Genomic DNA, 21,579 nt, shown 5'->3' with positions numbered 1-21,579 from the left:
GAAATCACCAGCGGCATTTAATACAGAAAGATAAAATAAACAACAAAATAACCACAGAGGTGACCAATCATGGAACTAGCAGAAATCAGATCAGAGTTAGAAAAAACAGCTAAGACATTAGCGGACTTCAGGGGGTCTCTTTGACTTAGAAAACAAAGAGGCACGCATCCAGGAACTTGATGAAATCATGGTAGAACCCGATTTCTGGGATGACCAGCAAAAAGCGCAGGGACTTATTAATGAAGGAAACGGACTTAAAGCCCTGGTGAATGATTACAAAGCAATGCTCGAAACGCAGGAAAACCTTGAGCTGACGCTTGAGCTTGTAAAAGAAGAGCCGGACGAAGACCTTCAGCAGGACCTTGAAGAAGAACTCGGCGACCTGATGAAGCGCCTGAACGACTATGAACTTCAGCTTCTTCTAAGTGAAGAATACGACAAAAACAACGCCATCCTTGAACTTCACCCGGGTGCTGGCGGAACCGAGTCACAGGATTGGGGTTCCATGCTGCTGCGTATGTACACGCGCTGGGCTGAGAAGAGAGGATTCAAGGTGGAAACACTCGATTATCTTCCAGGGGACGAAGCGGGAATCAAAAGTGTGACGCTTGCCATCAAAGGTCACAACGCTTACGGCTACCTGAAAGCGGAAAAAGGTGTACACCGTCTGGTTCGTATTTCTCCATTCGATTCTTCCGGACGCCGTCACACTTCATTCGTTTCATGCGAAGTGATGCCGGAGTTCAATGAAGAAATCGAAATTGATATCCGCACAGAAGATCTTAAAATCGACACGTACCGTGCGAGCGGTGCCGGCGGTCAGCATATCAATACGACCGACTCGGCTGTCCGTATCACCCACTTGCCGACCAATGTCGTCGTGACATGCCAGTCTGAACGTTCACAGATAAAAAACCGTGATGCAGCGATGAAAATGCTGAAAGCGAAACTTTACCAGAAGCGAATCGAAGAGCAGGAGCAGGAAATGGCTGAAATCCGCGGAGAGCAAAAAGAAATCGGGTGGGGAAGCCAGATCCGTTCTTATGTGTTCCATCCATATTCCATGGTCAAGGACCACAGAACCAACACGGAATCCGGAAACGTACAAGGCGTGATGGACGGGGATCTTGACCCATTCATCAATGCTTATCTGCGCTCGAAAATTCAGTAATGGTGTTAAAAGCTGAACCACCCTGTCAGGGAGGTTCAGCTTTTTTGTTTAGATTTTGGTAAGCGGCTGTGCCTGGAACAAATCATATACATTGAGCCAGGCACAAAACCCCTGCATTGTGCCTGGCTCAATCCACCCAATCTGAGCCAGGCTCAAATCCCCCCTTTTGAGCCAGGCACCAGTCAAGATTACCCCGCCAAAGCGCCCCCGCCAAGCCACTATCAACCAAACACCCACTCCATCCCACTAATGCTTTACCACGTCACCCCAATGTCATTTACACCCTTCAATACCCATGCTATACTCTCAAAGGTTGTGACAGAGCGTATGACGCGAGCTCTTACAAGGAGCCCGGATAAGCACTTCACTAACACAAAAAACAAATCTACGATTTAAAAAAAGTATGAGTCAAATGCCGGTTCAACCCTCAATGCGAGATGCCAGCAAACGGCCGGCTCCCATGAATAAGGGATGATTTAACCTGCTTGTACTCATACTATCAATACATATACAGAAGGAGTCGTACGGAATGGGTTTGAAGCAAAAACGTCGAGGGCAGTCATTTAATCCGCGGAAAGAGAAGTTTTTGGAGTATTTGTTTGTTGTTGCAGGGTCAGCGATTGTGGCCATTGCGTTTAATGTGTTCCTGCTTCCGAATGAGGTGGCATCGGGGGGAGTCAGCGGTATTTCTACTATATTAAAGGGGCTGTTTGATTGGAAGCCGGCATTCGTGCAGTGGGCATTCAATATTCCTCTTTTCATAGCGGGGCTCATCTTTCTCGGTCTTCAATTTGGTGTGAAAACGGCAATCGGGACCATTTTTCTCCCGTTTGTGGTGTACCTCACTGAAGACTGGCAGCCATGGACTGAGGATCCGCTCCTTGGGGCGCTGTTCGGCGGAATCGGAGTCGGACTGGGACTTGGAATCGTGTTCCGCGGTAAAGCTTCGACTGGTGGGACCGACCTTGCCGCCCAGATCGTAAATAAATTCACGGGTCTTTCGCTCGGCACGTGTGTGGCGATGATCGACGGGATGATCGTGCTGTCAGCGGCGATTGTCTTTGATATTGAAAGAGGGCTGTACGCGCTGATCGGTCTTTATGTGACGAGTAAAACGATCGATCTTGTACAGGTCGGGGTAAGCCGCTCCAAGATGGCGCTCATCATCACGAACCGCCAGGAAGAAATTCGTGAGGGGATTTTGAATAAAATTGACCGCGGTGTGACAAAACTATCAGCATACGGCGGATACACGGATGATGAACGTCCGATCCTGATGGTCGTGATCGATCAGACAGAATTCACAAAACTGAAACAACTGGTGAAAAGCATTGATGCCTCTGCGTTTGTGGTCACAATGGACGCTTCTGAGGTGTTGGGCGAAGGTTTCAAACGGGTTTAAGCTTGGTATAATTATCTATAGGAGAGAGAATTCACCACGGTCGATTCTTACTCTTAAATTTTTTCCCAGGAGGAGAAAACATGAAGAAAAAGCTATTAGGCATTCTTTTAGGGACTTCATTGGTGCTTGCAGCTTGCGGCGGCAATGATGGCGGCGACAGCAAGGAAACGAGCTCCGGCGATGTTGATGCTGAAAAAATCGTGAATAACAAATGTACCAGCTGCCACGGTGGTAACCTGGAAGGCGGCATGGGGCCGGCTCTTAAAGACGTTGGTTCCCGATTGGATAAAGATCAAATTCTTGAAATCATTAAAAACGGTAAAGGTCAGATGCCTGCAGGTCTTGTAGAAGGTGAAGAGGCGGATGCAGTAGCTGAATGGCTGGCGAATAAAAAATAAGCATTGAAGAGGGGGAATCCTATATGGGGTTCTTCTTTTTTTGGTTAAAGCACTTATTCACAACTATGTGCATTTCCTTTTTTAAAACTATGTGACAAAGTTTGATATTATCCTTTTCCTCTTGATTTCCTTACTGACTCCCTCTATTAATGAGTTTGGAAGCAATCCCCATCTATCTTTTTTACTTGTTGTTAGTACCTGTTACTAGTTAAAAAATACTATATGAATATCGAATTTTAGGTATAATCGGCAATAAAAAAGGTAAATATTTCACAAAAAGTACAGTTTTGAAATGAAACTGTAATAATATTTTTCCTTAACATCGTAAGAAGTGATGTTATAATATTTTCGTGAGCGAAATTCGAGCAATTTCACCATTTTATGTCTAATTTGGTAGAGACGATAGAATTTTATATCACACACATAGATACTACACAGCCAAGAGGGGAACTACATACTACAAATTAGGTGATTTTATAATGATAGAAATGAAAGACGTCTATAAGCAGTATAACAACGGCGTTATGGCTGCGAATGGGTTTAACGTCCACATAAAGCAAGGCGAGTTTGTTTATGTCGTGGGTCCAAGTGGCGCAGGAAAGACAACGTTCATAAAGATGATGTACCGTGAAGTGAAACCTTCAAAAGGTGATATTATCGTAAATGGAATAAACCTGGCAAAAATAAGGAACAGCAAGGTGCCTCAACTTCGACGGAATATAGGGGTGGTCTTTCAGGATTTTAAACTGCTTCCTACATTGACCATCTATGAAAATGTTGCGTTTGCACTTGAGGTAATCGAAGAGCAGCCAAAACAGATCAAAAAGCGTGTTATGGATGTACTCGAGCTGGTAGGCCTTAAACATAAAGCAAGGATGCTTCCGAATGAGCTTTCAGGCGGAGAGCAGCAGAGGGTCTCGATTGCGAGGTCGATCGTCAATACACCGAAGCTGGTGATTGCGGACGAGCCTACAGGGAATCTCGATCCTGAAACCTCTTGGGACATCATGAATATCCTTGAGGAAATCGCAAACCGCGGTACTACCGTGATCATGGCAACACATAACCGGGAAATCGTAAATACAATCAAGCATCGGGTAATCGCCATCGAGAATGGCCGGATTGTCCGTGATGAACAGCGAGGTGATTACGGTTATGAAGGCTAGAACGTTTGCCCGTCACTTCAGGGAAAGTTTTAAGAGCATCGGCCGAAACGGCTGGATGACCTTCGCATCCGTCAGTGCAGTAACCGTCACATTATTACTTGTTGGTGTTTTTATCGTCTTGATGCTAAACATGAACAAGGTGGCGACCGATATAGAGAAAGATGTCGAAATTCGCGTACTTCTCGAAATCGGAACGAAGAAAGAAGAAGTTAAAGTCATAGAAGAGAAGATTGATAAAATAAGTGAAGTCGAATCCGTCGAGTATTCCTCCAAAGAGGAAGAACTTCAGAATCTGGTAAAAGATCTCGGTGACGATTTCAGATTATTCGAGCAAGATAACCCGCTTTATGATGTGTTCATCGTAAAAGCGAAAGATCCCCGTGATACAGGCAGGATTGCCGCTGAAATAGGCAAGTATGATAATGTCAACGAAGCACTATACGGGGAAGCGAAGATCGAAAAGTTATTCAATATCCTTGAAATGAGCAGAAACGTCGGATTGGTGCTGATCATCGGTCTGTTGTTCACGGCGATGTTCCTCATTTCCAATACGATTAAAATAACGATTGTCGCTAGAAGAAGAGAAATCGAAATAATGAAACTCGTGGGTGCAACCAACTGGTTCGTCCGCTGGCCGTTTGTCCTTGAAGGATTATGGCTTGGTGTTTTAGGTTCCATTATCCCGATTGCTCTTGTTACAACTGGTTATTACTACGCTTATGAGTTCATTAAGCCAAAACTTCAAAATAACTTTATACAGATACTGGACTTTACCCCGTTCATCTACCAGGTAAACGGATTGATCCTCTTGATGGGATGCCTGATCGGCGCGTGGGGAAGCTTCATGTCTGTACGTAAATTCTTAAAAGTATAAATTAACAGGTGATAGACGCTGAAAGGAGCGAGCCGCTTGAACAAGAAGCATTTTGTATCAATAGCAATTGCAGCAGCATTAACAATCGGCAGTTTCCCGGCAATGGGGACAACGGCCAACGCTACATCCGTAGAGGATCTGAAGAAGAAACAAGGTGAGGTTTCTTCTCAAAAGGATAAAATCAACAGTGAAATCAATAAGAAGAAATCAGAAATCAACGAAAACATCGACAAGCAGCAGGATATCAAAGCGAAAATCGCAGAGTTCGATGCAAAAATAAGAGATACAGAAAATAAAATCGCTGAAAAAGCGAAAGAGATCGATGAAACAAATGCAGAAATTGATCAGTTGAAAAAAGAAATCAAAGAGCTCGAAACTAAAATCAAAGAGCGTAACGAACTTTTAAAAGAACGTGCACGTGCGATTCAGGAAAAAGGCGGCTCAGCAAACTATCTTGACGTCCTGCTTGGTGCGGAAAGCTTTGGCGACTTCATTAATCGGGTCTCAGCAGTAAATACGATTGTAAGCGCAGATAAAAAGATCATGGACGAGCAAAAGAGAGACCAGGAAGAACTGGAGAAGAAGCAAAAAGAAGTAGAAACGAAATTAGCTGAATTAGAAGATGATAAAGCAGGACTTGAAACATTGAAGCAAGACTTGAACAGCGAAAAAGCCCAAAAAGCTGAACTCTTCAAGCAGCTTGAAAAGCAGCAGGCATCACTTGAAAAAGAAAAAGTGAATCTTGAAAAAGAATCAAGCGAATTGGCTAAAATGGAACAGCAAATCGGCGGAGAAATCCAGGCAGAGCAGGCCCGTTTGGCTGAACTTGCCCGCCAGCGTGAAATTGAGAAGAAAAGACAGGCCGAAGCAGCGGCCAAAAAAGCAGCAGCTCAAAAAGCAACAACTTCCAGCAGCAGCGGCGGTTCTTCCGCTTCAGCGTCGGCTTCAGCCAGCGTCCCTGTAAGTTCAGGCGCATGGACAAGACCTGCATCAGGTGCCATCACGACTGAGTACGGGTGGGATAACCTAAACGGTGAGTCGCGTTTCCATTATGGAACCGACATTGCAGCTCGTGGAAGTGTTCCAATCGTTGCAGCAGCTGATGGATATGTCATCAAGAGCCATTATAGCTCAAGTTACGGGAATGTCGTATACATCACACACTCTATCAACGGAAAAACCTTTACTACTGTTTATGCCCACATGTCTTCTGCTTTGGTAAGCTCAGGACAGCCTATAGATAAAGGTCAGCAAATCGGCTACATGGGTGACACAGGGTACTCATTCGGTCAGCATCTCCACTTCGAACTTCATGAAGGTTCTTGGAATGGGTCGAAATCTAACTCTGTAAATCCTCGTAAATACATCAACCTCTAATAGAATGATAGTTTTACAGAATCCTGCCATATGTTTATGGCAGGATTTTTTTGGACGGAAATTATTAGTAGATGAATCCTTCATGAATATTCATAAAAGAATACTTCCCTCACCTTACAAACCATACGTAATCATGTATAATGAAATATATGTCGAAAAAAGCAAATTTTCACATAAAAACTCTTTAAAAGTATGGTGAATATTGGTACTATAGTATTATTGTGAAAAACGAACACACATCATTTGCACTACATATCAACCTGCGATAATGGCAAACTAATTCGAAAGATTAGGACGCAAAGCCACGGATCTAACGTTTTCCGAAACTATGACCGCCGGGCTGCCGAAAAGGATTGGAAGATAAATGACGATGTTTCATCATTTATTGCCCGCCATTCTTTTTGGCGGGCAATTTTTATTTTAATAAACCTACTGTCTCTGAAGCCTATGGAAGTTCAGGTTTGGAAAGGAGAAGTGAAGATGGAACAAGGAAATAATTCCGACATAAAAAGACAATTGCGCAGCTTTTGCAGGAGAAACCGTTCCACTTTGAAGAAGTTCAGCTCCTATACAGCAGAAGAAATCAGCGACATGGTATTAAGCAAGCTGGGCTATGAAGAGGTGAAGAGGGTCGTGGACGACATCAAGGTGATCGACCGCCGCGGCGGCAACACAGGCTTTTATTTAATGATGATCCTGGAAGCACTGAAAGTTTCAGATGCCTCAAATTCAAAAGATAGAGCCATTATATGATAAACTCCGGATGTCCACATTGACACCCGGTTTTTTTATTGTCCAGCTCCGGCGGCTAGAAGCTCGAGTTCATAAGCTAAACGTACCAAAAAGGCAAAAGGCGCCTTTCCGGTACGTTCATCTTATGCTTGTCGCTCCTGGGCGAGCCGCCTCCGCTTTTCGATTCCCGAGAGAAATTACTTGATTGCCTGAAAGATAAATATCATACTTGAATACACAAAGGGGTATCGTATGATGTTTTTTCCTTTGAAGGAAGTCTATTTATATGAAAAAACGAAAACAATAGAGAGAATAAGCTGTCTATGAAACTTATCTCAAAAAATGGGAGGGACCAATCATGGAAGGACGCGGACATTTGTTTCAACATCACAAAGCTTCAAAACTGCTTGACCCAAAGCGGCAGGAAATGGTGCCAGTGGAAAAAGTACTTCAACTTCTTCATTTAAAAAAAGATGACCTCGTCGCAGACCTTGGGTGCGGCAACGGATATTTGACACTGCCGATCGCGAAGGAAGTTGATACCAAGGTACATGCCGTCGACCTGCAGCAGGAAATGCTCGAATATCTCCAGCACCGAGCAGGGGAAGCTGGCGTCTCGAACATCGAATATAAAAAATCTTCGCTCGAATACTTAAGATTCAACAAGAACACCCTGGATAAAATCGTATCTGCCTTTGTTTTACATGAGGTGCCGGGTCTCACCAAAGTATTTCAAGACCTGAGCGACATGCTGAAAGACGACGGCCTCTGGCTCATCCTGGACTGGGAAGCGGTCGAATCGGAAATGGGTCCGCCTCTTGAAGAGAGGATCCCGTCTGAAGAACTGGCACAGCAGCTGGAGACAGCCGGATTTGAGACAGAAGTCGGGCATTTGGACCCTGCCGTTTATTATATTGTGGTGCGCAAGGGGTAAGGGTTGTGTTTGGGTTGTGCCAGGCACAAATAAGCCGATCTGTGCCTGGCACCAACGGCAAAATGTGTACCAGGTACAAACCACTGGAATTGTACCTGGTACACCCGCCCCTAAATGTACCAGGTACAAAAATCCGAGCCAGACTCAATCCCCCGTAATTGAGCCTGGCTCAAAACACCGTATCTGAGCCAGGCACCCCCGCACCAGTACACGCAACCATGCCAAACCACTACAATCCAAAACTCCCAATCTTAACAACCCCAAAAACCCCCAACCCCTTAACAAACCCTTAACATTCCCCCGCCATACTATTGGTATAAAAGGAGTGAACAATGTATGGTAGAAGTATCAATTTGGTTTGCGCTTGCGGCTGGGGCGCTGTCGTTTTTCTCGCCCTGTGTGTTTCCGCTCCTGCCGGCTTATGTGAGTCATTTGACCGGCGGCCAGGCGGAGGGAGGGCGGATTCAGGTGGAGAGGAAAGTGGTGTTCATCCGGTCTTTCGGTTTCATCGCCGGTTTTTCCCTTATCTTCATTCTGATGGGGGCATCCGCAAGCCTGCTCGGAGGGTTATTTTCTGAGTACAGATTGTACATAGAACAGATCGCCGGGATCCTCATTATCGTATTCGGCCTGCAGATGATGGGCTGGATTTCGTTTTCCTTCCTGATGAAGGGCGGGAAGCAGTTTGAGGTGAAGAAAAAAGGGACTGCCTTCGGTTCCGTTATGATTGGGATGGCGTTTGCGAGCGGATGGTCCCCGTGCGTCGGGATCACGTTATCGTCAATCCTGCTGCTTGCCGGGGCCAGCTCGACCCTGACGCAGGGAATCCTGCTCCTCATCGTGTATTCACTCGGGCTTGCACTTCCGTTCCTGATTATTTCACTGATGATAACGAAGACATTCTCGGTGATGAAAAAAGTGAACAGGATCCTGCCGAAGCTTGCGAAGTTCAACGGGGCCCTGATGGTTGCGATGGGGCTGCTCGTTTTCAGCGGAAAGATGCAGCAGATCTCTGCTTATCTGTCCGTGTTCAGTCTGTTTTCAACATAGGAGGATATTGTCGTGAACGTTCAGAATAAGAGCATCCTTGTCGTGGAGGATGATGCAAAGATCCGGAAACTGATCAGGATTTTTCTGGAAAAAGAAGGCTATGAAGTGTTCGAGGCAGAAGATGGGGAAGAGGGGAAGCGTCTGTTTAAGGAATGCGATCCCTGCTTTGCGATCCTCGACTTGATGCTTCCGAAAATCCAGGGCGAAGAGCTGTGTGCCTGGATCCGCGAGGAAGAAAAAAGCGATATCGGCATCATCATGGTGACGGCGAAAACGAGTGAAGCCGACCGGATAGCGGGGCTGAAAAAAGGGGCGGATGACTACGTCACAAAGCCCTTCAGTCCGAGCGAGCTCGTGACCCGGGTGGAGACGGTCCTCCGCAGGACATCCGATCGCTGTCAAAAGCTGAGCCGGAACGGTCTTATCCTCAAAGCGAAAAAAGGTGAAGTGTCATATAAGGGGAATCCTATCGAACTCACTGCTTTCGAATTCCGGATCCTGCACCTTCTCATGAAGCATCCGGGACAGATCATCTCGCGTCAGCAAATCCTGGACACCCTGTATGAACTCCACGAAAAAGTGGTTTCGGAACGGACGATCGATGTTCACATCCGGCACCTCCGGCAAAAACTCCAGGCGTGCACGAGCATGAATTTTATCGAAACGGTAAGGGGAATGGGGTATAAATTCAATGGATAACCGCAGAAAACCGGGCAGTCTCCTGACCCAGCTCACGTTTCTGAACACAATCATCATCGGGGCCGTCATCCTGATTGCCGGATTCACCGTAAAAAATTATGCCTGCAATCTCGTGAATCAGCAGCAGATCACAGGCTCAAATCTTGAAAGTCTGCTGAATGATTACCTGTTCAAAGTGAGTCTGCTCGCGTTCATCCTGGCCGGGGGATTTCATTTCTTTTTCATAAAATGGCTCACCACCCCATTAAAGAAGCTGACGGAAGCCACTCAAGTCTTGAAAGCGGGAGGGCTGCCGGAACGGTTGAAGAAGCCTCTCATCTATGAAGTGAAGGAGCTGAGTGAAGCGTTCAATGAGCTTTCGGAGACGACGGCGCGTGTGAAAACGAGGCAAAACCGCCTGCTCCGCGACCTGTCACATGAGCTTAGGACGCCGCTCACCAACCTTACCGGCTACCTCGAAGGGCTGGAAAAAGGAATTATAGAAGGGGACAGGGAGATTTACCGCTCCCTGCAGGAAGAATCAGGGCGCATCGAGCGGCTCTTAGAGCAGCTTGTACATATCAATCAATGGACGGCCGATACGGATCACAATCAGGGAGTGCTTCACATTCATGAACTGTTAGAAAGAAGGCTCACGGCCTTTCAATTGAAATTCATGCAAAAAGGGATCAAAGTGGAGACGGATCTCGTTCCTTGCTCCCTCCACGGGGACTGCGACGGACTTCAGCAGGTATTCAACAATCTCCTTCAGAATATTGCGGACTATGACGTCGGAAAGAAACTGTCTGTAAAAGGATTTGTGCAAGGTCATGATTATATCGTACAATTTTCTCATCATGGAAAAGAGATTCCCGCAGAAGAGAAAGATCTCATCTTTGAACGGTTCTACCGGGTAGATCCATCCCGATCGACCATGACCGGTGGAGCGGGACTTGGCCTGGCGATATCGAAGGAGATTGTGGAATCGCACGGCGGATCCCTCAGCCTTCAAAGTGACGGGGCCCGCCACGAATTCGAAGTGCGCCTCCCTGTCCAACCCTATGATTTAGAGGAGAATCATCATGAACCAACAATGGTATAACATCGGCGCATTCACGTTCCCGGGTTCATGGGCAGCAGTCACAGCCTCGTTCCTTCTGACCTTCCTGTTCCTCTTTTTCTGGAACAGAAAAGCAGGGGACTGGTATTCGAACGCCGTCTTTTATTTCATCCTGACCTGGAAGCTGAGCATCATCATCGCAGACTTCCAAACGGTGATGGAGCACCCGCTCACGATCCTTTATTTTCATGGAGGCACCACGGGATACTGGCTGGGCATCGCCGTTGTTTTAGTTTATACATTTGTTAAAAAGGAAAATCCTTATCATGCGTCTGCTGCCTGGATATTGACGGTGCTTGTCTATGAAGGAGTCATCGACTTCCTCAACGGCTCGTACATGACAGGCGGACTTCAGCTGGCGGTTAACCCCATTCTGTTTTTCTTTTTACTGAAAAAAATCAGCGGGGAGGATAAGCGGATCTGGTCGATTCAGATCCTGACCATTTTCACCCTGATCCAGCTGTTATTGAACGCATCCGGCGGCTTTGAAATCGGTACATCCCTATTGACCTACATAACGGTTTCCGCCGTTCTGCTTTTGCTACTTATAAAACAAGGAGGAAAATCCAGTGAATAAACGTAACTTTGCTTTGGCCATCGTGGCACTCCTGGTCGGGATCTTCCTGGTAAACCTGTTCCAGGATCAGCAGGAGAAGAAAGAGAAAGAAGAAGCGGCCCAGCTAGCCAAGGAGTCGATGGACCTGTCCAATGCTGAGCAGGGACTCGCAAAAGGCGACCGGGCCCCCGACTTTGAGCTTACGACGCTGGCGGGGGAGACAGTGAAGCTTTCCGATTACAAGGGCAAAAAAGTGATACTGAACTTCTGGGCGACATGGTGTCCGCCGTGTAAGGCAGAAATGCCGCATATGCAGAAGTACTACGAAAAAAATGCTGAAAAGGAAAACGTCGAGATCCTCGCCGTGAACCTCACCAGCATGGATGACGGCAAGGACAAAGTCCAGGAATTCGCGGACGGCTATGAACTCACCTTCCCGATCCCCCTTGACGTTGACGGGGCGATCGGCGAAGAATACCGGGCCTTCACCATCCCGACCACCTATATGGTCGACACCAAAGGGCTGATCCAGCACAAAATCGTCGGACCGATGAATGAAGATATGATGGGTGAGATGGTATCGGGGATGGACTGACGCGTAAAAAAAGGCCTGTCCTTCGCTACGTTTAATGATATACGCCTCGAGGTATGTAACAAGTATGCAATCAATCATCTTGCAGAAACTATAGCTGGATAGAAATTGAAGGAGGAATCTTGAATGTTTCACTACACAAAAGAAGTTTCGATGACTGTGAAGGAAGCGGCGGAAAAAGTGGAAAGTACACTGAAAGAAGAGAGCTTCGGAGTCCTTTGGAACCTGGATCTTGCCGGCAAGCTAGAGGAAAAAGGCCTTGATTTTAACGAGGAAGTTGTCATCCTTGAAGTATGCAATCCGAAGGAAGCGAAGAAAGTCCTGGAACAGAGCATGCTCGTGAGCTACTTCCTGCCATGTAAAATCAGCATCTATACCGAAAACGGCACAACGAAAGTCGGAATGGCGAAGCCGAGCAAGCTTATTGAGCTTGTCGATAATGATGAACTGAAAAATATCGCGCTGGATATTGAAGAACGATTGATCGCTTGTATCGAAAAAGTATAAGAATGAGGGGCATCTGCTGCATCGGCGGCAGGTGTTTTTTATTTGTTAACTTCTAATTTCCCATTAAAATAATACGCCCTCCGGAACATTTCTCTTCCTCCGAATCTTCTGAATATGGTACACTCTTTAAAATACCAACCGCAAAGAGGAAGGATGACATATATGAAATTCACAACGAAAGTCGTACATAGCCAGCTGAAAGGCACCGAAGAAATCCGCAGCAAGACCACACCGATCTACCAGACCTCGGCATTTTCATTCAAATCGCTTGAGGAACTTGAAGGATTTTATAAAGGGAAATCCCCTTATCTATATACACGGACGGGAAATCCGAATACGGACGAGCTCGGCGGGATGGTCGCAGCCCTCGAGGGTGCTCCGGCCGGTGTCGCGACGTCATCCGGTTTGTCAGCAATCCTTGCTGCCGTACTTGCGGTGGTTCAGACAGGCGACCATATCATCGCAGCGGAAGACCTGTACGGAGGCACCTTCCATATGCTGAAGGAAGAGCTGAAAGGCTTCGGAATCGAAACGACATTCGTCGATTTCTCGAGCCGCGAGGAAATTGAACAGGCCATCACGCCGCAAACAAAATTGCTCTACAGTGAAACGGTCACCAACCCGTTCATGAGGGTGGAGGATATCCCGCAGCTCGTCGAACTTGCTGAAAAACATAATCTCAAGACGATCATCGACAACACCTTCGCCACACCGTACCTTCGCCAGCCATATCTCGAAGGCGTAGATCTCGTGGCCCACAGTGCGACCAAATACATCGGAGGGCACAGCGATATCACGGCAGGCGTGGTGACCGGAAATGAAGACCTGGTAAAAAAAGCACGGGAAAAAGTCGTCAACATGGGCTCCAACTTAAGCCCGTTCGAGGCATGGCTTACAGCAAGGGGAGCAAAGACACTCGGCCTCAGGATGGAAGCACAGGCCCGTAACTCCGGCATCCTGGCAGACAACTTAAGATCGAACCGGCATATCAAGCACGTTTATTATCCGGACAATCTGTCCGAAAAAGGACACGGTGCCATCGTCACCATCGAACTCGATGCGTCTTGCGACATCAGCACATTTTTTAAATCGCTCGGCTGGATCAAGATCGTACCGACACTTGCAGGAGTGGAAACGACCGTCTCCTACCCGCTCGGCACCTCCCACCGTGCCCTGCCCAAAGAAGCCCAGCAAAAACTCGGCATCAACACCCACGTCGTCCGCATCTCCTTAGGAATCGAAGACGCCGAAGACATCGTGGCCCAGTTCAACGAAGCAATCGAAAAATCTGTTGGGTAATTTAATTGATGATTTTTAAGGGTAGTTAGATATCAAGTGAATTTTTTTGATTTTTTTAAGCTGGACACTATTCCCTAACGGTTCCAGCAGTTGATTGGAGTGCAAGACGAAGACTCCTGCGGGAGAAGTGACCAATGTGAGACCCCGGAGGCGAAGCCGAGGAGGCTCACGGGTCACCCGCGGAAAGCGAAGTCTTGCACGGAAATCAACTGCGGTATAAAAAGCCCAATCTGAAAAACAAAAATTAATCAAAAACCAAAATAATAAAAAAAATCAGAAAATGCCCTTGACGATGAAACAATCAGCCTTTATAATTCATCTCAACGCACTACTTAAAAAACAACTAAATCGCTCTTATCCAGAGAGGCGGAGGGACTAGGCCCGATGAAGCCCGGCAACCTTCATGCCTGCGAAACACTCGCAGCTGCATGAAAAGGTGCTAATTCCTGCAGACGAAAGTCTGAAAGATAAGAGGAGGACCCTATTAAATTAGACCCTCTTCTTAGGAAGGGGGTTTTTCATTTTCCTCTTCTTTAAAACTCCTAGAAGGTTGGCCGGCCCGGTTAAACCAGTTGCAATTACCGGCTGAAACGAAACCGGCAGCGTCCATCGCAACCAATACCCTAGAAACCAAGTTAGCCAATGGAATCCAAAAAACAGACCCAGGGAGGAATTCACTATGACAAAATCATTCGATATTGAAACGGTATTACTGCACGGAGGCCAGGCGCCGGACCCGGCGACAGGTTCACGCGCCGTCCCTATCTACCAGACAACATCCTACGTTTTCGACAACAGCGAGCATGCTGCAAAATTATTCGGGCTGGAGGAAGAAGGGAACATCTACTCCCGTATCATGAATCCGACGGTGGACGTCCTTGAAAAACGGATCGCCCTCCTGGAAGGGGGAATCGGGGCCCTCGGCGTTTCGTCCGGAATGGCCGCAATATCGCTGTCCATCCTGAATATTGCTGGGGCAGGAGATGAAATCGTCGCCGCGACAAATCTCTACGGGGGAACATACAACCTTTTCTCCACGACGCTTCCGAAGTACGGCATCAAGGTGCACTTCGTCGATCCGTCCGATCCGGAAAACTTCCGCAATGCGATCACGCCGAAGACGAAGGCCGTTTTTGCCGAAACGATCGGAAATCCAAGCCTTCACGTACTGGATATTGAAGCGGTCGCGAAAGTAGCGCATGACATTGAAATCCCGCTCATCATCGACAACACCTTCGCTACACCGTATCTTACGAAGCCGATTGAATGGGGCGCTGACATCGTCATCCATTCAGCCACAAAATGGATCGGCGGCCACGGTACGGCGATCGGAGGACTCGTTGTCGACGGAGGCAAGTTCGACTGGAACAACAAGAAATTCCCGGGCTTCGTGGAAGAAGACCAGAGCTATAACGGAATCCGCTTTGGCATCGATGTCGGCGAAGCAGCCTTCATCACCAAACTCAGGGTGCAGCTGCTGCGTGACTTCGGGGCATGCCTGAGCCCTCAGAACGCTTTCCTGCTGCTGCAGGGACTTGAAACACTGCATCTTCGAATCGAAAGACACACGGAGAACGCACTGAAAATCGCCGAGCATCTTGATCAGCACAGCGGAGTGGCTTGGGTTTCGTATCCGGGCCTTGCCCAGCACCCGTCCCACTCACTGGCACAGAAATACTTGAAAAAAGGCGCCGGTTCGATTGTCGTCTTCGGCATCAAAGGCGGCAGGGACTCTGGCCGCAAAGTGGTCGACAACATCACGCTCTGGTCCCATGTGGCGAACGTCGGCGATGCGAAATCACTCATCATCCATCCGGCATCGACGACCCACCAGCAGCTGAACGAACAGGAACTGCGCTCAACCGGCGTTACCGAAGAATTGGTGAGATTATCAGTCGGCCTGGAATCAGCCAAAGACCTGATCGAGGACCTGGATCACGCGATTGAAGCGGCGCTTGCAGCTTCACCGGTATAATCAATTTTTTAAAAAAGGGAGATCCGGCCCGAAAAGCCGTCTCCCTCCATTACTGAAAAAAGGAGGCGGCGGAATGGAGAATCCCCACACCCGAGCGGCCCGATACGAAGTCAACTCCATTACGATCCCAACCCTGACGCTTGAAAGCGGGGAGACCCTGAAGGGGGTCGAGCTTGCCTATGAAAAAACAGGATCAGCAAACGGCCCGGTCATCCTCATCTGCCATGCCCTCACAGGGAATCATCTCGTAAAAGGGACGCCTGGCAGCAAGGGCTGGTGGGACGGACTCATCGGCCCGGGTTCATATCTGGATACGGATGAATATACGATCCTTTCCTTCAATGTACTTGGCGGGAACGACGGCAGCACCGGTCCTGCATCGATCGACCCTTCGACAGGCACGCGGTATGGAAGGGAGTTTCCAGCTGTCACCGTCAGGGATATGGTCAAAGCCCAATACCTTGCGCTGAAGGAACTGAACATCCCGCACGCTTACGCCGTCATCGGCGGTTCACTCGGCGGGATGCAGGCGCTCGAATGGGGGATGATGTACCCGTCCTTTGTCGATAAAGTGTTCGCCCTTGCCGTCACACCGACTCTCAGCGACTACGGCCTAGCCTTCAATCATATCGGCATCCAGGCAATCGAATCGGATCCCGATTTTCAAAACGGTGATTATCCAGAAGGCGCTCATATAAAAGGTTTGGAGATTGCGAGGATGGCCGGCATGGTCACATACAGGACACCGCTTTTGTTCGACGACCGTTTCAAACGTGAAGAAGCGCAGTCCGGTTTTCAAGTGGAAAGCTATTTGAATTACCAGGGCAGGAAGCTTGCCGGGCGTTTCGATCCGAACAGCTACCTCACCCTCCTGAAAGCCATGAACTCTCATGACTTGAGCAGGGGCCGCGGCTGCACGCTCGACGATATCGCGGAACACTACCCGACCGAGCTGATCACCATCAGCTATGAGGGAGACCTCATCTACTCCCCTGAAGACATGGAACGCTTTACGAACCGTGTGCGTTCAGGGAGGCATTATTTCGTTTCCACAGCTTTCGGCCACGACGGGTTCCTGGTCGAATTCGAGAAATGGGGCAGTATGATTTCCTCCCATTTGAAAAATGTTCAAACAAAAAGGGTTGTGAACGGCTGACGAATCATAACCCGTCCCCCTCCGGCATATAGTTTAATAGCAAAGACATCGCACCGCGGAATCGCGCGTTTTTGTGCGGTGTCTTTTTTAATAAAAAAATGGTGAGTGTCCGGCTCGATTAAGGTTCTCAGGATGTGTTTGCCCCGGACAGGCAGTCAGCCCGCGGCTGATAAAAGGACAAACCATCCCTCGCGCATGCCGGCGCTTTTCGTATCAGCCATGACACCAAGTTGGAGGGGGAAATATGGAGTTGAAAGGCAGAAAGCTTATCATCACAATCTTGATCAGCATGCTGATCGGGGCAGGCGGAATGTACGGCGGATTCACCCTGTTTGATTTCGGCAATTCAGGGGACGAGCTCACAGAGTACAACGGTAGCGGGGATGTCGCTGACAAACTTCACAAAGTGGAAGTGGCCTATGACCTCATCAGTGAGAAATTTTTTCAGGACGTCAATAAAGGGGAACTCGTGGAAGGGGCCATCCAAGGGATGCTGAAAACCTTGAATGATCCTTACTCGGTCTACATGAACGCCGAGACGGCTTCGCAGTTCAACGATGCCCTCGACTCTTCCTTCGAAGGGATCGGGGCGGAGGTCACGATGATGGACGGGAAGCTGGTCATCGTTGCCCCTTTTAAAAATTCACCTGCAGAAGAAGCAGGGCTGAAGCCGAATGACCGTATCGTCAAAATCGACGGCAGCAGCATCGACGGCCTCGATCTTTATGAGGCGACCCTTAAGATAAGAGGGAAAAAAGGAACCGAAGTGAAGCTGGAATTGCTGAGGGAAGGCGTCTCCGAACCGATCGAAGTCTCCGTCAAACGCGACGAGATCCCGGTTGAAACCGTCCACTCGGATGTGAAAAAAGTAAACGGAACCAAAACAGGCTATATCCAGATCACCACTTTCTCTGAAAACACGGCTGCAGACTTCAAGAAACAGCTGGCAGAACTCGAAAAGGATAAGGTGAAGGGACTCGTCATCGACGTTCGCGGCAACCCGGGCGGATTGTTATCCAGCGTTGAACAGATCCTCCAGGAGTTCGTGACAGGGAAGAAGCCTTATATCCAAATACAGGAACGAAACGGCGAAGTCATGAAGTCCTTCTCCGATAAAAAAGAAAAGAAAGCCTATCCGGTCGTCGTCCTCATCGATGAAGGAAGCGCATCGGCATCCGAAATCCTTGCAGGCGCTTTGAAGGAAACAGAAGGCTACCCGCTGATCGGGACAAAGAGCTTCGGAAAAGGAACCGTCCAGCAGGCCGTTCCAATGGGAGACGGCAGCAACATCAAGCTGACGATGTACAAATGGCTCACACCGAACGGAAACTGGATCCACAAAAAAGGGATCAGGCCTGACGTCGCAGTCAAGCAGCCTGCATACTATTACGCCCACCCGCTTCAAATCGAAAAACCGCTGAAGCCTGAGATGAACAGCGAGCAAGTGAAAAACGCACAGGAAATGCTAAAAGGGCTTGGATTCATGCTTGACCGCTCCGACGGCTACTACAGCAAAAAAACAGAACAGGCCGTCAGGGAATTCCAAATCCAGCAGGGCCTCAAAGCTAACGGAATCATCGACAGCAAAACAGCCGAACTTCTGCAGGCTGAAATCTACCAGCAGATCCAAAACGAAAAGAACGACCTCCAGCTCCAAGCCGCAATCGAATACGTAAACCGCATCGCAAAGGCCCAGGCTGCGAGAGGGTCGGAATAGTAAATTGGAATGATCGCCTTCCTTTGGGGAGGCGGTCATTTTTTGTGCATTTTGCGTGTACCAGGTACAGGGGGATTTGGTTGTACCAGGTACAATGATTGCGTCGTGTACCAGGTACAAAAACCGGATCATGTACCAGGTACACATACAGCCGAATGTACCAGGTACAAAAACCGGATCATGTACCAGGTACACAACCGGGAAACTGATGGCCATCTGCTGTTCCTGGCACAAATACCCCTTTTTGTGCCAGGAACAATCAAGCCGTTTTGAGCCAGGCACCGGCCGCCATACCCCGAGCCAGGCTCAAAACGCCGAATCTGAGCCAGGCTCAAACCAGCCGAATCGAGCCAGGCTCAAAACGCCGAATCTGAGCCAGGCTCAAACCAGCCGAATCGAGCCAGGCTCAAAACCCCCAATCCAATCCTGGCTCAAACACCCATAATCGAGCCAGGCCCCCCAACCCAATTCCCACCACCCCAACCCGTCCCAACCAACAGGCAAATCAATCAATTCTATCAATCCCCCCCTGAATCCATGCACTAATTCTCAACCAAAATCTATTATATAGAGTGAAACCATTTTAATAGAAAGGAGGAAATATATGTTTGATATAAAAGGAAAAGTGGCGATTGTGACGGGAGGCGGAAGGGGCCTCGGGAAAGAGATGGCGCTTGGCCTGGGTGAAGCGGGTGCGCACGTTGTAGTGTGCTCTAGGAATCTGGCAGCCTGCGAAGAAGTGCGGGATTCCCTGACGGCCCTGGGTGTGAGGTCTCTTGCCTTCTCCTGTGACATCACGAAAAAAGAAGATGTCGCCCATATAATAGAAGAAACAATGAAAGAGTTTGGCAGGATTGATATTTTGATCAATAACAGCGGGACTTCGTGGGCAGGTCCGTTTTTGGATGTGCCTGCTGATAAATGGGACAAGGTCATGGAAGTGAATGTGAAGGGGACGTTCCTGTTCTCGCAGGAAGCGGCGAAGGTGATGGTGAAGCAGAAGTCGGGAAAGATCATCAACATCGCATCGGTCTCAGGTTTCGGGGGAACGGATCCAAGGCTGATGGACACCGTTCCTTACAATGCGAGTAAAGGTGCGGTCATCACGCTGACTAAAGATCTTGCCGTCAAACTTGCCTCTCATAATATCCAGGTAAATGCGATTGCGCCGGGCTTCTTCCCTACTAAAATCACCAAACAGCTTTTTGAACAGCAGGGGAATGCGATTATGCAGCATATTCCTGCGAAACGATTCGGTGAAGGGGAAGATCTGCGCGGGATAGCTGTCTTTCTTTCATCAGCCGCCTCTCAGTATGTGAATGGCCATATTTTAATCGTGGACGGCGGAATATCCGCCCTGGCATAAAAGGAGAATGAAGAATGGATGAATGGTATAGAGAATTAAAGCGTGCAGGAACGCGTACCGAGTTTGAGATCAATCAGGCAATCAAAGCCGAAATCAACCAGAGGGAAGTCATTGAAGCATACAAAAAGGTTACGGAAATGATCATGAGTATTCTTCAAATCCTGACTTTAGTGCTGCTGTTTGTTGAATTTCTTAATCAAAGAACGCTGATCGGACATGTCAGCCAAGGGGGGTGAAGCGAATGGAAGATAATCTTGACTTACTAAAAGAAATAGAGCGGTGGAAAGGATTTTTCAATACCATCACAATGGATGAGGAATGGAAACCGAACTTCCCTCGCAAGGCAATTTGGAAAAAGGGCACCTGCACACTCTGGCACTATCAGCAGGAAGCCCCCAACGGTAAAATCCCGTTGTTCCTTTTGTACTCACCGATCAACAAGCCGAGCATCCTCGATTTGACGAAGGAATACAGTATGATCGGACGATTTTTAGAAGAAGGATATGAGGTGTATCTTTTTGAATTCGGGAAGCCGTCGCAAGAGGACCGTTCCATCGGACTCGAAGAATACTTGTTTCAGTACATTGATTCGGCAATAAAACAGATGCTGCTGCACAGCGGACAAGCCATGTTTTCTCTGGCCGGTTTCTGTCTCGGGGGCACGCTTGCAGCCATCTATGCCTCACTGCGGCCGGACATCGTAAAAAACCTGCTCCTTTTCGTCACGCCGGTCGATTTTCAATCGGTGCCTGAATTCAGCGAATGGATCGAAGCGCTGAAAAGCGGGGAGCTGGATTTTGGACCGCTGATTGCACACAGCGGGACGATACCGGCTTACGTGATGAAAGCGGGTATGCGCCTCTTGACTTCCCCGGTCTATTTTTCACCCTATCTCTCCCTGTTGGCGAAATCCTATGATCCGGGGCATGCCTACTATTGGTATCGTTTCAACCAGTGGACCAACGACCATATCCCGATGACAGGATCTTTTGCCCTGGATATGATCGAATTTTTTGTGAAACGGAATTCCCTTTTGACCGGCGGCTTCGGTCTCGGCGGGAAAACGGTCGATCTGAAGAATATCACTTCGAATGTGTATATGATTTCATCCCGGTACGATCAGATGGTCCCTGCAGGTATTTCTTCCCCGCTGATGGATCTGGTTTCCAGCCGTGACAAGCATCTGGAACTGGTGGAAGGCGGGCATGCAAGCTTGATAAAAAACAGCGTTTCCCAACCTTTGAAAGAATGGCTTGGGGAACGCGCGTAAAGGAGGGAAGCCATGTATTACGAAGAAATTGAGGACGATTTCCCATTCGGTTATTTGGGGTTTGCGTTTGTCGTGTTTAAGCAATTTTGGATACAGTATATCCAGTAAAGGATAAGCCGGGGGAGATACCTCTTTCCGGCTGATTTTTTACATAGGGATGATATTCCGACATCATTTCCCGGGAAAATATCGGATATGCTGTCGAAATACCCGGAAGTCTGTATATATCCGGGAAATTC

21 protein-coding genes and 2 riboswitches are annotated in these 21,579 nt (G+C 48.1%); all 21 genes read left to right on the top strand.

What is annotated here, in order from left to right; genetic code table 11:
- The first annotated feature begins 69 nt into the window (after nucleotides 1-69).
- The 21 genes from prfB to BHE18_RS17070 all read left to right on the top strand — a co-directional run bounded on the left by prfB (nucleotide 70) and on the right by BHE18_RS17070 (nucleotide 21,340).
- Nucleotides 70-1,171 (top strand): peptide chain release factor 2 gene (gene prfB, locus BHE18_RS17165; RefSeq protein WP_141771917.1). Its coding sequence is split into 2 segments (ribosomal slippage): nucleotides 70-141 and nucleotides 143-1,171, totalling 1,101 coding nucleotides; the frame shifts between segments, so codons are not numbered across the junction.
- A gap of 529 nt (nucleotides 1,172-1,700) precedes the next feature.
- Nucleotides 1,701-2,573: a YitT family protein gene (locus tag BHE18_RS17160; protein ID WP_071619743.1), complete on the top strand. Its 873-nt coding sequence runs from the start codon at nucleotides 1,701-1,703 to the stop codon at nucleotides 2,571-2,573.
- An 80-nt stretch (nucleotides 2,574-2,653) separates the two neighbouring features.
- Entirely contained in the window at nucleotides 2,654-2,971 is a 318-nt protein-coding gene (gene cccB, locus BHE18_RS17155; protein ID WP_071619742.1) for a cytochrome c551, read from the top strand.
- Nucleotides 2,972-3,450: 479 nt separating this feature from the next.
- Nucleotides 3,451-4,137 (top strand): cell division ATP-binding protein FtsE, encoded by a 687-nt coding sequence (gene ftsE / locus BHE18_RS17150; protein WP_071619741.1) that lies wholly within the window; start codon nucleotides 3,451-3,453, stop codon nucleotides 4,135-4,137.
- A complete protein-coding gene (gene ftsX / locus BHE18_RS17145) occupies nucleotides 4,127-5,011 on the top strand; it encodes a permease-like cell division protein FtsX (RefSeq protein ID WP_071619740.1) in 885 nt (294 codons plus the stop codon). The genes ftsE and ftsX overlap by 11 nt, the downstream gene beginning before the upstream one ends.
- Before the next feature lie 36 nt (nucleotides 5,012-5,047).
- Entirely contained in the window at nucleotides 5,048-6,388 is a 1,341-nt protein-coding gene (locus BHE18_RS17140; protein ID WP_071619739.1) for a murein hydrolase activator EnvC family protein, read from the top strand.
- Nucleotides 6,389-6,648: 260 nt separating this feature from the next.
- Nucleotides 6,649-6,736: riboswitch (cyclic di-GMP riboswitch) on the top strand.
- A gap of 132 nt (nucleotides 6,737-6,868) precedes the next feature.
- Nucleotides 6,869-7,141 carry a hypothetical protein gene (locus tag BHE18_RS22990; RefSeq protein WP_141771916.1) on the top strand — a complete coding sequence of 91 codons (273 nt, stop codon included), beginning with the start codon at nucleotides 6,869-6,871 and terminating at the stop codon, nucleotides 7,139-7,141.
- A 337-nt stretch (nucleotides 7,142-7,478) separates the two neighbouring features.
- The gene (locus tag BHE18_RS17135) at nucleotides 7,479-8,054 is read left to right on the top strand and encodes a class I SAM-dependent methyltransferase (protein ID WP_071619738.1); all 576 of its coding nucleotides are present in this window, start codon (nucleotides 7,479-7,481) and stop codon (nucleotides 8,052-8,054) included.
- A gap of 336 nt (nucleotides 8,055-8,390) precedes the next feature.
- The gene (locus BHE18_RS17130) at nucleotides 8,391-9,104 is read left to right on the top strand and encodes a cytochrome c biogenesis CcdA family protein (RefSeq protein ID WP_071619737.1); all 714 of its coding nucleotides are present in this window, start codon (nucleotides 8,391-8,393) and stop codon (nucleotides 9,102-9,104) included.
- Nucleotides 9,105-9,116: 12 nt separating this feature from the next.
- Nucleotides 9,117-9,803, top strand: a complete 687-nt coding sequence (locus BHE18_RS17125) for a response regulator transcription factor (RefSeq protein ID WP_071619736.1) — start codon at nucleotides 9,117-9,119, stop codon at nucleotides 9,801-9,803.
- On the top strand, nucleotides 9,796-10,884 hold the full coding sequence (locus tag BHE18_RS17120; protein ID WP_071619735.1) for a HAMP domain-containing sensor histidine kinase: 1,089 nt from the start codon (nucleotides 9,796-9,798) through the stop codon (nucleotides 10,882-10,884). Before BHE18_RS17125 ends, BHE18_RS17120 begins: the two co-directional genes overlap by 8 nt.
- Nucleotides 10,865-11,479 (top strand): hypothetical protein, encoded by a 615-nt coding sequence (locus BHE18_RS17115; protein WP_071619734.1) that lies wholly within the window; start codon nucleotides 10,865-10,867, stop codon nucleotides 11,477-11,479. The genes BHE18_RS17120 and BHE18_RS17115 overlap by 20 nt, the downstream gene beginning before the upstream one ends.
- Nucleotides 11,472-12,053 carry a TlpA disulfide reductase family protein gene (locus BHE18_RS17110; protein ID WP_071619733.1) on the top strand — a complete coding sequence of 194 codons (582 nt, stop codon included), beginning with the start codon at nucleotides 11,472-11,474 and terminating at the stop codon, nucleotides 12,051-12,053. The genes BHE18_RS17115 and BHE18_RS17110 overlap by 8 nt, the downstream gene beginning before the upstream one ends.
- A gap of 123 nt (nucleotides 12,054-12,176) precedes the next feature.
- Nucleotides 12,177-12,557 carry a DUF302 domain-containing protein gene (locus BHE18_RS17105; protein WP_071619732.1) on the top strand — a complete coding sequence of 127 codons (381 nt, stop codon included), beginning with the start codon at nucleotides 12,177-12,179 and terminating at the stop codon, nucleotides 12,555-12,557.
- 162 nt (nucleotides 12,558-12,719) lie between these two features.
- Entirely contained in the window at nucleotides 12,720-13,856 is a 1,137-nt protein-coding gene (locus BHE18_RS17100) for a trans-sulfuration enzyme family protein (protein ID WP_071619731.1), read from the top strand.
- Between the two features lie 351 nt (nucleotides 13,857-14,207).
- A riboswitch (SAM riboswitch) is annotated at nucleotides 14,208-14,330 on the top strand.
- A 205-nt stretch (nucleotides 14,331-14,535) separates the two neighbouring features.
- The gene (locus BHE18_RS17095) at nucleotides 14,536-15,831 is read left to right on the top strand and encodes an O-acetylhomoserine aminocarboxypropyltransferase/cysteine synthase family protein (RefSeq protein WP_071619730.1); all 1,296 of its coding nucleotides are present in this window, start codon (nucleotides 14,536-14,538) and stop codon (nucleotides 15,829-15,831) included.
- Between the two features lie 73 nt (nucleotides 15,832-15,904).
- Nucleotides 15,905-16,987, top strand: a complete 1,083-nt coding sequence (gene metX, locus BHE18_RS17090; protein WP_071619729.1) for a homoserine O-acetyltransferase MetX — start codon at nucleotides 15,905-15,907, stop codon at nucleotides 16,985-16,987.
- A 250-nt stretch (nucleotides 16,988-17,237) separates the two neighbouring features.
- On the top strand, nucleotides 17,238-18,704 hold the full coding sequence (locus BHE18_RS17085; RefSeq protein WP_440480399.1) for a S41 family peptidase: 1,467 nt from the start codon (nucleotides 17,238-17,240) through the stop codon (nucleotides 18,702-18,704).
- A 604-nt stretch (nucleotides 18,705-19,308) separates the two neighbouring features.
- Nucleotides 19,309-20,070 (top strand): SDR family oxidoreductase, encoded by a 762-nt coding sequence (locus BHE18_RS17080; protein ID WP_071619727.1) that lies wholly within the window; start codon nucleotides 19,309-19,311, stop codon nucleotides 20,068-20,070.
- A 14-nt stretch (nucleotides 20,071-20,084) separates the two neighbouring features.
- Entirely contained in the window at nucleotides 20,085-20,306 is a 222-nt protein-coding gene (locus BHE18_RS17075) for a hypothetical protein (RefSeq protein WP_071619726.1), read from the top strand.
- 5 nt (nucleotides 20,307-20,311) lie between these two features.
- On the top strand, nucleotides 20,312-21,340 hold the full coding sequence (locus tag BHE18_RS17070; protein ID WP_071619725.1) for an alpha/beta fold hydrolase: 1,029 nt from the start codon (nucleotides 20,312-20,314) through the stop codon (nucleotides 21,338-21,340).
- Nucleotides 21,341-21,579 lie beyond the last annotated feature (239 nt).

The organism is Rossellomorea aquimaris, assembly GCF_001877785.1.
Lineage (GTDB): Bacteria > Bacillota > Bacilli > Bacillales > Bacillaceae_B > Rossellomorea > Rossellomorea aquimaris_A.
Note: the sequence above shows the minus strand (reverse complement) of the source record. Positions and strands in the feature narration are given on the sequence as shown.

Bases quoted from the DNA above. Each gene is read 5' to 3' on its own strand.
- BHE18_RS17160 (WP_071619743.1), top strand. From the start codon at position 1,701: ATGGGTTTGAAGCAAAAACGTCGAGGGCAGTCATTTAATCCGCGGAAA.
- cccB (WP_071619742.1), top strand. From the start codon at position 2,654: ATGAAGAAAAAGCTATTAGGCATTCTTTTAGGGACTTCATTGGTGCTT.
- ftsE (WP_071619741.1), top strand. From the start codon at position 3,451: ATGATAGAAATGAAAGACGTCTATAAGCAGTATAACAACGGCGTTATG.
- ftsX (WP_071619740.1), top strand. From the start codon at position 4,127: ATGAAGGCTAGAACGTTTGCCCGTCACTTCAGGGAAAGTTTTAAGAGC.
- BHE18_RS22990 (WP_141771916.1), top strand. From the start codon at position 6,869: ATGGAACAAGGAAATAATTCCGACATAAAAAGACAATTGCGCAGCTTT.
- BHE18_RS17135 (WP_071619738.1), top strand. From the start codon at position 7,479: ATGGAAGGACGCGGACATTTGTTTCAACATCACAAAGCTTCAAAACTG.
- BHE18_RS17130 (WP_071619737.1), top strand. From the start codon at position 8,391: ATGGTAGAAGTATCAATTTGGTTTGCGCTTGCGGCTGGGGCGCTGTCG.
- BHE18_RS17120 (WP_071619735.1), top strand. From the start codon at position 9,796: ATGGATAACCGCAGAAAACCGGGCAGTCTCCTGACCCAGCTCACGTTT.
- BHE18_RS17115 (WP_071619734.1), top strand. From the start codon at position 10,865: ATGAACCAACAATGGTATAACATCGGCGCATTCACGTTCCCGGGTTCA.
- BHE18_RS17105 (WP_071619732.1), top strand. From the start codon at position 12,177: ATGTTTCACTACACAAAAGAAGTTTCGATGACTGTGAAGGAAGCGGCG.
- BHE18_RS17100 (WP_071619731.1), top strand. From the start codon at position 12,720: ATGAAATTCACAACGAAAGTCGTACATAGCCAGCTGAAAGGCACCGAA.
- BHE18_RS17095 (WP_071619730.1), top strand. From the start codon at position 14,536: ATGACAAAATCATTCGATATTGAAACGGTATTACTGCACGGAGGCCAG.
- metX (WP_071619729.1), top strand. From the start codon at position 15,905: ATGGAGAATCCCCACACCCGAGCGGCCCGATACGAAGTCAACTCCATT.
- BHE18_RS17080 (WP_071619727.1), top strand. From the start codon at position 19,309: ATGTTTGATATAAAAGGAAAAGTGGCGATTGTGACGGGAGGCGGAAGG.
- BHE18_RS17075 (WP_071619726.1), top strand. From the start codon at position 20,085: ATGGATGAATGGTATAGAGAATTAAAGCGTGCAGGAACGCGTACCGAG.
- BHE18_RS17070 (WP_071619725.1), top strand. From the start codon at position 20,312: ATGGAAGATAATCTTGACTTACTAAAAGAAATAGAGCGGTGGAAAGGA.